Origin of the sequence: Snodgrassella sp. B3882, from assembly GCF_026535915.1 — a bacterium.
In the GTDB taxonomy this organism is placed as follows: Bacteria; Pseudomonadota; Gammaproteobacteria; order Burkholderiales; family Neisseriaceae; genus Snodgrassella.
In genome coordinates, this window is record NZ_JAFNPF010000001.1 from 1567041 (window position 1) to 1580103 (window position 13063).

At 39.9% G+C, this 13063-nt stretch carries 7 protein-coding genes and 1 tRNA gene; 5 read left to right on the forward strand and 3 right to left on the reverse strand.

All coding sequences use genetic code 11. The annotated features are described in order from the left end of the window. Nucleotides 1-633: 633 nt before the first annotated feature. Nucleotides 634-4221: a PilC/PilY family type IV pilus protein gene (locus tag J3U68_RS06660; protein ID WP_267375630.1), complete on the forward strand. Its 3588-nt coding sequence runs from the start codon at nt 634-636 to the stop codon at nt 4219-4221. Between the two features lie 1139 nt (nt 4222-5360). Here the strand turns inward: J3U68_RS06660 and J3U68_RS06665 are convergent. The 3 genes from J3U68_RS06665 to J3U68_RS06675 all read right to left on the reverse strand — a co-directional run bounded on the left by J3U68_RS06665 (nt 5361) and on the right by J3U68_RS06675 (nt 6937). Next, nucleotides 5361-5750, reverse strand: a complete 390-nt coding sequence (locus tag J3U68_RS06665) for a hypothetical protein (protein WP_267375631.1) — start codon at nt 5748-5750, stop codon at nt 5361-5363. A 369-nt stretch (nt 5751-6119) separates the two neighbouring features. Further along, complete coding sequence (locus J3U68_RS06670; protein ID WP_267375632.1) at nt 6120-6458, reverse strand: hypothetical protein; 339 nt, start codon at nt 6456-6458, stop codon at nt 6120-6122. 403 nt (nt 6459-6861) lie between these two features. Then, nucleotides 6862-6937: transfer RNA gene (locus J3U68_RS06675), tRNA-Thr, on the reverse strand. 195 nt (nt 6938-7132) lie between these two features. Here J3U68_RS06675 and J3U68_RS06680 point away from each other — a divergent pair. The 4 genes from J3U68_RS06680 to J3U68_RS06695 all read left to right on the forward strand — a co-directional run bounded on the left by J3U68_RS06680 (nt 7133) and on the right by J3U68_RS06695 (nt 13021). Further along, nucleotides 7133-8362: a uracil-xanthine permease family protein gene (locus tag J3U68_RS06680; protein WP_267375633.1), complete on the forward strand. Its 1230-nt coding sequence runs from the start codon at nt 7133-7135 to the stop codon at nt 8360-8362. Nucleotides 8363-8653: 291 nt separating this feature from the next. Continuing rightward, a complete protein-coding gene (locus tag J3U68_RS06685; protein ID WP_267375634.1) occupies nt 8654-10333 on the forward strand; it encodes an MFS transporter in 1680 nt (559 codons plus the stop codon). Nucleotides 10334-10352: 19 nt separating this feature from the next. Then, complete coding sequence (locus J3U68_RS06690; RefSeq protein WP_267375636.1) at nt 10353-11618, forward strand: HlyD family secretion protein; 1266 nt, start codon at nt 10353-10355, stop codon at nt 11616-11618. After that, complete coding sequence (locus tag J3U68_RS06695; protein WP_267375637.1) at nt 11615-13021, forward strand: efflux transporter outer membrane subunit; 1407 nt, start codon at nt 11615-11617, stop codon at nt 13019-13021. The genes J3U68_RS06690 and J3U68_RS06695 overlap by 4 nt, the downstream gene beginning before the upstream one ends. Nucleotides 13022-13063 lie beyond the last annotated feature (42 nt).

Genomic DNA, 13063 nt, shown 5'->3' on the forward strand with positions numbered 1-13063 from the left:
CTGCATACCCCACTAGCTTTAGCTAATTGCTGTGCCCACTGCCAATTCTTGCTGCCACAATGGTTATAGTATCAAGACCAGAAACAGAAAGTATTGACCAGTCTGAAGCCATATTTAATTTTGCAAATTATCTAAATTAGAATAGATGGTAACAAATTCATAACAATTAAAGTTGAAGGTTATTTAGCCCTAATAATTTGTCATGACTTGCTCACTGACTAAAAAGCTTGAAAGCTGCATGCCAATTGCAGACCAAATTTATCAAGTCATTATTCTATAATTAATTATTATCTAAATTAAGATCATTCACATACTACATCGACAATCAACATCGAAATTCAATAAATATGCAAGAAATTTTATATTTTAGGCATATTTTAACTATTTAATATCAATTATAGATAAATAATTAGCATTTAAAACAAATCTCTATTTATTATAACTTAAGATAATATTTGATATTGCATAATAAAATTAATTACAATTAGGATAACTTTAGATAATTTTAAACATATTACCTTATTTAATGTTGGTATTTAGTTAATAGATATGAAAATAACCTGCATCAAATCTGCCATAACTAAACTGGTAGAAATTCAACACCGACACCATCATTCCAGGATCAGACAACACTTGAAGTTTACCCTCGGTTGTGCTCTCAGTTTCTTTGCTCTTGCAGAAGCATGCGCTTTTAACCTATTTGCAGAAACTCCGCTTTTTTTGCAAAACAAAGAAACCTCTACTTCTACTTACAGTATTAAGCCTAATATCACCTTTCTCATCGATGACTCAGCCAGTATGAACTATGCCTTGAGCATGGAATGTCAGTATCGTCGTCGCGCCTGTGTTACTTTAAATGCCAATAAACTCTGTTCCCGATGGGGCACATGGAGTGCTTGGAGTGGTAAAGAAAATAAAATTCCGGGCATACCCGTCTCTGGCACAACTCGTGATACAGAGGATAATGCCAATGATCCTCTAGAAAAACACATTCAAACAGAATATAAAGATTGTACTAATGTAGTTGACCAATATGGCAATGTTATAAAAAGGATCGACACGGTTAAAAATGTACTGGCGGGTATTGTCGATGCTTATCGCTACGATTTTTATTTTAATCTACAATTAATGAATCGCTACAATACTACAGAAGGACGGCCTGCAGTCAAACCTAACTATTCCAAATTTTATGACACTGAGGATGATCTAGATTATCAGTTTATCAAAGACCACATTCTGGGTAATGCCGCATTGAATATTCCCAGCATCACGCCAGGAGGTGGGACCAACACCACTCAGCGGTTTAATGCTGTAGCGAGAAATATTGTCATCAATAAGCTTAAATACCGTTGTCAAAAATCCTATATTATTGTTTTATCGGATGGCTTAGCCTCATCGACTCTGCCTCTGACTGACAGCACTAGTGGCCGCAAGCCAGATTCTTATGCCTATTACGATGGCTATTTTGACGGCGATACGGTTAGAAAAAGCCCTACTTTTGTAAACAGATTACAATATATGTCCGATACGCTATTGACGAAAAGTTTTGGCATATTTAGTTATAATCAAGATATTATCAATGATATCAGTACTGTGGTTGCTAAAGTGAGTCGCGCTGAAGCCAGAACCACTGATGATGCTGGTCAGCCTTGGGACAGTCCTGATCCACTGGCACATTTACCCGGTCATTCTGAAAGATTTACTCAGACAGCACAGACCTTCACCGTAGGTGCAGGTATGGGAAAAATTGGACTGACAAACAATCAAAAGCAAGCTATTGAATATTTGAAAAATGGTGCTTCACCCAAGCCAGACTATGATCCTGTCACCAATCCTGAAAGTCGTTATTTTTTCAATGCCAATTCAAGTCAGGAACTGCTAGATACATTTAAGGGAATTTTTAAAAACATCAAAATAAACACCACCACAGCTCATGCCGATGTGGTAATGACTTCTCCCAACATGGGTCAAACTGGTACAGCATCGAACAATATGCTGATCAAAGCGCAGATTGAAACCGGCAGTTGGAGCAGTCAACTGTGTTTTTATCCGCAACAACAAGCCGGCTCAGATCAAAATAGCTGTGAGTTACAACCGAGTTTTTCACACAGGAAACTGGTTTTAAATGACGGGCAACAATCTTACTTATATTCTAATTCTTTAGACGCTTTCAGCAATGCCACTTTTGCTATAGCCAACAATGAGCAAAAAAATCAGTCTGAGTGGCTAAACGGTTTATTAAGCTGGTATAGCCGTTCTATGCCAGATCAAAGTATCAAACAGAAAGATTTTGTGTTGGATTATCGTTACCGCCCTACCTCCAAAGAAGGATTTGGCAATACCCGCAATATGGGCGTCATGTTGGACAATCCAATCCAAGCCATTGGTGAAATAGTCAATGACAAACAAAAATTTCTTATCACTTCCGCCAATGATGGCATGGTCTATGTTTTTGCGGCAAGCGATGATCCTAATCACCCCTATGATCTCAAGTTTAATTACATGCCGATTGCTTTTGAACGTGATAGTGTTGATGGTACCGATTTGATTAGCCATTATTACCAAGACCTAACTAATAACGCCTATGGCAAAGACCTTGAACATCCATTTCGCTATCTGCTCAATGGTGGTTTTACCGTCGTAGCAACCCCAAAAATGACTAATCAATCGCAGCAAATTTTTATGCTTTCAAATATGGGTCAGGCAGGTCGAGGTGCGTTTGCGCTGAATGTTGGCGGTCAGGACTTAGTCACTGGAAAGAATATTGCCGCGGATAATTTACATAATTTCGACTGGTATCAACAACTATTTTTATTTCAAACACCAACTGGAAGCGACAATAAATTTGGTTACACCATAGGCAAACCAGCCATAGCCATTATTCGAGTAAACCGAGATACCAATGCTCCTCGCAATACTTATGGCGACCACTTACGTGAGGCTGCCATCATCAATAATGGGTTTAATTATCCTGGCATCGAAAATGAATCAGCTTTATATATTTATGATGCTTTGGGCGTAGATGTTGGTATCAATAGTTACCAACGTATTGGAGATAGCAAAGGAACCTTAATAAGAAAGTTAGTGGCTGCAAAATCCCAAGGTGGATTATCGAGTCCGGTCGTTTACGACATAGACGATGATGGCGTGGCAGATCTGGTGTATGCCGGTGATTATGGTGGCAATCTGTATCGATTTGATCTACGCAACCCTGATCCTAAAAAATGGCATGTGCAAAAAGTATTTACCGCAGATGGTCCGATTACAACCGCACCAACTTTATTTAAACCGGCCAAAGACAACAGTGACAGTCGCAATCCTTATAAAGTAGTGGTGGTATTTGGCACAGGCAGTGACATCTATCAATCAGATTTGCATAACAAAAGTCAGCAAACGATTTATGGCATTTACGATGATTACGACCTGGGTAACGCTTTTCAAGACGATGAGAATGATGAGGATGGTCAAACTGGTATCGTGATTGATAATCCAGTTTCTGCGGCCGACGGGGAAGTCATTAGCTCAAGTAGCCCTCCTGATGACAATCAAGATGAAAATGAAGAGGCCTATGATTTGCGAAGCATTCAACCGCGAATAGAAACCCGAGTTTCTAAAGCTTTGATTGATAAAAGCCAGCTACTGGAACAAACCATGACCTATGAAGGCGATACTGGTAGTCTGACCAATCTGCCCTTTTCTTCATCCAAATACAACGGCTGGTTTTTCAAACTGAATCAGGATGGCGAGCGGGTTGTTAGTCCGGTGAATGCATTATTGTCTACCGGCTATGTAGTCACACGTAGCTATAGCAGAATGAAAACGTCTTTACCACCGGATCCTTGTACCATGACCGTCAGAAAAGAAGGTAATTCAGTCATATCACGACTTACTCAATTTGATGCCAGATCTGGAGGGGCATTAAAACCAGATAATCCGCTAATCACATTTAAATATCAAAACACTGCATTCGATAACAGCATCAGTGTTGATGGATTATTTAATGTCATGCTTGCTACCAACAGTCATTATAATCATCTGAACGCTGGAAAATCCGGACAACAGAAAGTACCGGGATCAGAGGCGCCAGAGGCAACCTGTCTGAAAGAAGCTCCTACGGTCTATAGCTCAGATGGATCAGAGTTAATGATTAAAAATCTCCCAGCTTGTGCCATCAGTTTCAAGAGTTTGGGATGGCGGGAAATCAAAACGGGTTATCTGTAGTCAATAATAAAAGGTCAGATTTGCAATCTGACCTTTCATCACCTTGCCAAAAAACCAAAACAAAGTATAAGCCATCAAACTTGCATCAATTTATCGCCATTACTTGATAGACAATTAAAATCAATCCTCATCCATGTATCAACAGTTCATGGTATTGACACAATATTTATCGTTAGTAAAAATCAATTAGCCCATACATGATTATGGCTATCCATCGCTTTAGTCAGAGCGGCTGATCCGCCTATTCAATACATACCTAACCAATTCTATCGCGGTCGATTTAATAGCTGTGTTTACCTTAATCAAAAAAGCTAACGCAGTAGATATAATAAGTAATATTAAGTTTTCTCGATTATTCATGCTCAAAAAAGCAAAACACAGAAATTAAATGGATATCTTTTGACGATGTATAGATCTTTAGCTTGCACCACAATAAACCAGCATGAATCAAACCAGCTGGTGATCATAGAAAATACCGTCTAAGCTATATTTTATATTTGTTTTTTTTAGCCTTTTATTTTTAATAATAGTATTGTTATAGCAAAAAATCGCGCCAGACAACATCATAGGTTTTAATCATCGTTGAGATGTACTGGAAGCATAATCGCATTAGCAGTTTTCAAGCTAAAGTTTAAAAGATTAACAATCCTCAATGGTCAGTCAAGCTAAATCCTGCTCATACCACCAATGATTAGCAGCATAAAAGAAAACCAGCCGGTGTACAGGCAATTTGCTCTAGTCAAAATAAGGGATGAATGCAGCTACCTAATTCATATATCCAGTAAGAACGGGAAAAAATATTCAAATTTTTACCACATTGAACTAAAGCCCAGATAGTAAATTATTGCTCACGAAAATTATCAATCAAATTTATGCTGATTTGTTCCTTTTTTCATTTAGGAGCTTTTTTCATATTCGATTGAGTCACAATGAAGTGATTGTTATATACCGACTAAGTAATAAATCAACAATAAATCCTAATGTAATCCTAGCGTATCTTGATTAAATAATCATGCTAAATAAACAACCACCCAAAGAGGTTATTTATATCAGACAGCCATACAATATTGCCGACTCAGCCAAGATTGAACTTAAAATTATATCTTTTGCAAAAGCGTTTTTTTAATGTACGTCCTAAATTAAAATAAATTATCCAGCATTTTGCTTTCTTGCCGCCCTCTTTCTTCTTCTAATCTTTTCACTTCCCTGGCTTTATCAAGATTTTTATCTATTACCTGCTTGAGATCGGCATTAGACGCATCTTGTCTATCTGTTGGCTCTAAATCTGCTTTTTTTGGCGACTTATTACTAAAAAGAAACAAATATGCCATCCATATCATGCCTAGAATTAAAGCCCATTTAAGTAATTTACTTTTAGAAGATGAGCCTTCCTGCTGTTGAAAATCTTTTTCAGAATAAGTGTATCCTACTATCTCTCCTCTGAGGTCTAGATACTCAGCTTCAGATACTCGTCCATTTTTATATAACCGCTCAAGTTTTTCCAACTGATTTATTTTGCTCGCTTTCATAGTTAAATATTTTTCTCTTTTAGTCTTTTGTATGTCAATTTTAATGGCTAGGTTTTAGCTCGCCGAAACTCATTATTTATTGCTATCTTGTTCAATGAGCATTACGCAGTCATTGCAGTGCTGTATAGATTGATTTCTAACCATAGCATCAAGATGCTTGTTTACACAGTCATATAAAAATAATAGATCTGTTTATTTCATCAAGCCAGGGATTGCAATTCAATAGTGCCAAAATTTCACCTTTTTCTCATCAGAGGTCATACACATTTTGCATTGATCTTTTTTCCTTTCGATACCATTCTATGCAGTCATTAACTTTATCGATCATTAAACATCAGTGTTACCGGAAAAAAAATTTTCCTAAATTATTCATTCATCTTTATATAAGCTATAAACATTAGAAAATATTTCGCCTTGATCGTTATCAAGACGATCTTCAATTAATTTAATCTGATCCCCTTTTTTATAAGAATCGAATTTAAACGTGGGTTTTAACTTGATTGCTAATGGGTAAGGTTTATCATTAGGTAAACGACAAGCATGATCAGTTTTACCTGCTTTTTCTGCATTGGTGATTAAAACATTAATTTCTAAAAAGCTGAATTCTCGTTCCTGCTCACCCCTGCCAACAGAAAAAATAGCTAGTTCTGGATCGCTTAGTAACGTACCAGACAGCACACAACGATTTGGCTCAGAAGCGGTAGCCAACTGACTAAGCAATAAGCTGATCATTAAACTGATCAAATAGCATGTATGTTTCATCCTCACCCAAGACTCCATCATTTATATTATCGATATCATAACCGTCTATTTTATTGTATTAATATTAACAATTCTTGTGTGCTTATTAATTCAATATTAAAACCGTGAATTTGATCTTAATGGATCAAAAGCTTTGAGCCTGTTCCGAGCAAATAGCAATTCAAGCTGAACGGTTAATCTGGTAAATTCAAAATTATGTTTTAGGCAAAAGAATAAATGAGCTCGAATTAGTGCGAAACTTATTTAACGAGCGATGTAGCACAGATGGATTGAAAATGAAGGTAATACATCAAGCTATATCGTAATATAAAAAATGCAGCGTAATCGATAGATTACACTGCATTAGTATTGGTGCCGGTACCAAGAGTCGAACTCGGGACCTTCTGATTACAAGTCAGCTGCTCTACCAACTGAGCTATACCGGCTGAAGAGATGCGCATTATGCGCAATTAAGCGGAAAGATGCAAGCTTTTTTTAGAGAATTTTTTTAATTTCAAATCAAGCTATTGATTTAAAAATAGATGTTTAATCAATTTTTAGCTATTGTCTGACACAAGCTAACTTATTTGTCAGCGCGTTTGTATTATAATCCCTCAATTTGTTCAAGAGGAGTCCTATGAATGGGGCATCAATTTAAGTTGGCAATTGCCGGCGCGCAGATTTTGTTCGTTGCATTTGGCGCCATGGTTCTGGTGCCATTGCTAACCGGTCTAAATCCAGCTCTGGCGCTGTTGGGTGCGGGTGTGGGAACATTGCTGTTTCAACTATGTACCAAACGGAAGGTACCTATCTATCTGGGTTCTTCTTTCGCTTTTATCGCTCCTATCATTTATGCCATGCATGAGTGGGGGTTGGCTTCAACCATGTTTGGCTTATTTGCAGCAGGTTTTATGTATTTTGTGTTTGCTGCGCTGATCAAATGGCGTGGTTTAGCTGCTGTGCATCGACTGCTGCCTGCCGTGGTCATCGGTCCGGTCATTATGGTCATTGGTTTATCGGTAGCGGCGGTAGCGTGTAATATGGCTATGGGTAAATCAGGAGATCAACAAGTTTTTGACTACAGCCAGTCTTTGTTGCTATCTGGCTTTACTTTTGCCGTAACCGTTATTGTAACGGTGTTCGGTTCAAAAATGATGCGATTGATCCCAATTCTGATCGGCGTGGCCGCAGGCTATATACTCGCGCTGGTAACCGGCATGGTCGATACCCATGCTATGGCAGCAGCACCTTGGTTCGCTGTGCCGAAATTTACCTCACCTGCAGTAAACTGGCAGGCCGCTTTGTTTATGCTACCGGTGGCGATAGCGCCGGCAATTGAACATATCGGCGGTATTATGGCGATTGGTAAAGTTACGGGTGAAGATTATATTCAATCACCTGGATTGCATCGTACATTATTCGGTGATGGTCTTGGCGTTTGTGTTGCCGGTCTGATTGGTGGACCTCCGGTCACTACTTATGGTGAAGTGACCGGAGCGGTGATGATTACTAAAAACAGTAATCCGGTCATTATGACTTGGGCGGCTATTTTCGCTATTTTTATGGCGTTCTTTGGTAAATTCAATGCTTTTCTTAGCTCTATTCCGTTGCCAGTAATGGGCGGTATTATGTTGCTATTATTTGGGACTATAGCTTCATTGGGGTTGAAAACGCTGATTGACGCCAAAGTAGACCTTATGTTGCCGAGAAATTTGGTGATTGTGAGTTCTGTCTTAACAGTTGGTGTAGGTGGCATGATTGTTAAAATCGGTTCTATGGCGTTTGCCGGTGTAGGTCTATGTGCCATACTGGCTATAGTGTTGAATCTGATTTTACCTAAACCAAAAATAAGCTCTGAAGTAGATCACTAATTTAATTCATTTTTTTCTTAAAGCTGCCATTCAAATTCAGATGGCAGCTTTTATTTTTGTTAGATTAATTTACCTAAATACTCTATTACTATCAAAATAATACACAATGTGTCGTTATATTACTTACGTTCAGTAACTATTACGCACATTAAAATATTGTTAGCAGAAATTAATTAATTGCATTAGAATTGTCAGATAAGATAACAAACGCCTATCCACCTTTAACTGGGATTAATGGACGGCGTTTTTACGTTGATCACTGAATCTTTGTATATGACTGTTAGTTAATTTATGTCACAAGATAATGTTTACCTGTTAAAACCTCATGAACGTCCGATGATGGCAGGATCTCCTTCATTTCCTGACCATCCGTTGCAACGTCGGTTTTGGTATGCAGTTATTGGGGTGATTGTGGGCTTAACAGCAGGATTCACCAACGGTATGTTGCTGGCAAATATCCCTCAAATTCAAGGCTATCTCGGTCTGAATCCTGTACAAGGTGGCTGGGTCATGGTTTCTTACTATATGTCCAGTGCCATAATCAGCGTTTTGTTATTTAAAATTCGTCAGGCGTTTGGTCTACCTCGATATGTTCGCTATATTGTCTTAGGTTTAATCTTAACCAATTGTATGCAGTTCTTTTTCCATAACTATTATATGGAACTTTTTGCCCGCTGCATTAGCGGATTGGTTGGCGGAAGTTTAAACAGCATGGCGATGTACTACATGATGCAAGCCATGCCAACCGTGCACAGAGCCAAGGGCATTATTCTTGGTCTGGGATTGACCCAGTTAAGTCAGCCTATAGCTCGAGTAATTTCCCCGTTGATTTTGCAACATGAACAGTTTCAATTAATTTTTAGTTTTCAGTTAGGCATGGCTTTGCTGGTATCCGCAGCCGTGTGGTTATTACCGATTCCGTCCGGTTATCTGGAAAAATCTTTTGAAAAAATAGATTTAATCAGCTTCCCTTTAATGGCAACTGGTATTGCCTTTATTTGTGCTGGTGCCGTACAGGGACGCATTGTATGGTGGGATAAAGATTGGATAGGTTATCTTTTTGTGGCTGGTTTCATTTGTTGCATGATCTCTGCCATTATTGAATACAACCGCAAAAATCCGATGTTAGACATCAAATGGATATTACACGCCAATGGCATGTTACAAGTGCTGGTTTTTGGTTCTTTGATTCGCGTCGCCTTGTCGGAACAAAATATGGGTGCTGCCGGTTTGCTCACTGTATTGGGGCTCAGTAGTGATCAGATGGTTCATTTCTATACAGTGATTACTATTGGCGCTACTTGCGGGCTATTATGCAGTGCGTTTGCTTTTAAGGTCACTGATATTAAATTACCCTTGGTTATCTCTTTTGCTGTGATTGCAATCGCCTCCTTTATGGAAGTTGGTCAAAATCAATGGTCACGACCAATCAACTTTTATCTGCCTGAATTCTTAATTGCTTTTGCCTCATTGTTTTTCTTCGGTCCAGTTATGATGGAGGGCATGATCCGCGCTTTAGCTAAAGGTTCAGATTACATCATGAGTTTCAGCGCGGTATTTGGTTTTTCGCAAACCGTTGGTGGATTAATGGGCTCAGCATTACTCAATGCGTTTATTACCATTCGCACACGCATCCATCTAATCAATAGCGCAGATGGCGTTAACTTATCGGATCCGTTGGTGAATCAACTGATTCAGCAAAATGCAGCTGCTGCACAACGCTATAGTAACGATAGTGTATGGAATCACGCCTATGGAGTAAGTAAACTGATTCAACAAGACACGGTTTTGGCGCAAATTGCAGCTTATAACGATCTGTTTGTAACCGTTGGTGTCGGTTCATTGATTTGCTTTTTAGTGGTTGGAGGACATCGCTGGTGGCACCAGTTCCGTGGCACCAACCCAATTAGTCGAGAATTAAAATTTTTTGCCGCTGCTGTCCAGCGTGCAAGACAAGAATCGTCAAAATAATACTATTGACAGGATCATTATGAATAACACATCACATCAAGAAGCAGCGGAAAAGGAAAAAAAGGGTTTATCACCCTCTGAACCCACCAACCAGTCACATACACAAAAACATGAGCCAAAATCATCCGACTCAACCGCATCGTCAAACCCTGGCCCCGCCCCCCAAGATGATGACCAGTCTGTGAAGAGCGATCCGGCAAAAACGCCCACTTCTGCTACATCGGCCAACCAGTATTGGCAACCGCCAAAACGTAAATGGATTGTTACAGCACTATTGGTGATGATATTACTGCTTGGTGTGTTAATGATCCTCCGTGCCTGGCAATTACCGCCTTTTCGTAATTCGATGGTTTCTACAGACAATGCCTACGTGCGCGGTCAAACTACCATCATTAGCCCACAAGTAACCGGCTATGTAACCAAAGTATATGTACAAGATTTTGATGATGTGAAAGCTGGTCAGCCTCTAATTCAGATTGACGACCGCATCTACAAGCAAAAAGTTGCGGCAGCCTCAGCTGGAATTAATTTGCAAGATAGTAATCTGGCTAATTTTGATCAGAATCGTCGTAGTAAAGAAGCCGCGCTGGTTGCCCGTGAAGCAGAAATTGCAAACGCACAGGCTCAGTTGCAAAAAGCACAGGCGGATATGACGCGCGTCAATATCTTGGTTGCCGATGGTTCACTGTCCTTACGAGAACGTGATCAGACCCGAGCTGCTTTGAAACAGGCACAAACAGCAGTTGCTCAAGCTAAGGCACAATATCGGGTAGCGCAGGAAGATTTAAAAAGTACCCATGTGGGCAAAACTGGATTGAAAGCGAACGTAGACAATGCACGGGCCCAATTGGGACTGGCTGAAATTGATTTATCTAATACCATTGTTCGTGCCCCAGAAAACGGACGCTTAAGCGAAATCAGCGTTAAAAACGGACAATTGGTCAATGCAGGTAGCCAGCTGATGTTTCTGGTGCCCAAACGTAAATGGGTTGTGGCTAATTTTAAAGAAGCTCAAACCGCTAATATTCGTGTTGGTCAACCAGCATGGTTTACAATTGATGCCTTAAACCACGCTAAAATTAAAGGTTACGTAGAAAAAATATCGCCAGCAGCTGGGAGCGAATTTTCTGCGATCAAACCAGACACCACTACCGGTAATTTTGTCAAAGTTCCGCAACGAATTGCCGTTCGAATTCATATCGATGAACATAATGAACTTTTTGATCGCTTACGCCCAGGTATGTCGGTAGAAGTCAGCATTGACACCAGCAAGGTAAAATCATGAGCAAATCATTTTTAAAATTATTACCTTGGATTATCATGGGATTAAATGGCTGTATTCAGAGCATTCCCGACAAACCTAGTGCAGCCAAAATCAACCCACCACCGATTTGGCATGAAAAATTTCAGCCTAGTCATCAACAACCTGAGCAACATTGGTGGAAACAACTGCATGATCCGGTACTGAATCAACTTATTGATGAAGCACTCAAACACAATACAGATATTGCCCTCGCCCAGACACGCATCCAACAGGCATTGGCTCAAGAGCATGCTATCCGCTCGTCTCTATTACCATCACTAAATGCCAGTGGCGGAACCACTCGCCAAAAAAGTTTAAATGCATTTGGGGTTGCAACCCTTTCACGCGTTGAGCAACCTACCTTTCAAGCAGCTTACGAACTGGATATTTTTGGTAAAAACCAGCAAAACTGGAAATCTGCACGATTAAACCGTCTGGCGACTGAAATGGCTGCTGAAAGCACTAGAATAAGTGTGATCAGTACCACAGTTAAAGCCTATATCAGTTTGCGGGCACTTGATGAAAAATTAAAATTATTACAGCAAACATTAGAAGCTCGGCAAAAAGAGCTACAACTGGCCAACGCTAAAGCCAGAGTTGGTTATACTTCACAATTAGAATTAAATCAGGCACAAGCAGAATATGCGGCCACCTTGCAACAAATCCCGATTATTCAATCTAGTATCGGTCAACAAGAACATTTGATCAGCATGCTTACAGGTAGCACCAGCCAAACCATACAGCGCGGATTATCCTTATCCGAACTGCATGCGCCGGCTATACCGGATATTCTGCCTTCAGAGCTGATGAAAAACCGACCAGATATCGTGCAATCTTCTTTGCTTTTGGCCGCCAGTGATGCCAGTCTGGCAGCGGCACAGGCTCAGTTTTTTCCAACGGTAAGAATCAGTGCTGCATTTGGTCGAATTTTTTCTACCGCTCCAATCAAAGAGCCGATCAATGTCTGGAGTATTGGTGGCAGCGTATTGGCACCCATATTCGAGGGTGGTCAAATCAAAGCTAATTTTGATCTTAATGTTGCCAAGCGTAACGAAGCAGTATGGAATTATCGCAAAGTTGTGCTGACGGCAATGAAAGAAGTAGAAGATCAGCTTTCAGCAGGTTATCGTCTACAAGAGCAACAAAAGGCATTACAGATGGAACGTGACGCAGTGGCCAGTGCTTTACATCATGCGCGTAATCGCTATCAAGCTGGATATTCGTCCTATATTGAAGTCTTAGACAGCCAACGTACCCTATTTAGCGTACAGAGTCAGCTTATCCAAAGCCAAGCAGATTATCTGACTTCACAGGTCTCCCTTTATCAGGCGTTAGGCGGTGGCTGGGTGGTGCCAAATAACAAACTCAATTCCAAAATGAATTGATCTTTTCTCTTCAGCTCAGGTTTAATAGTGCGGCTTGATAGG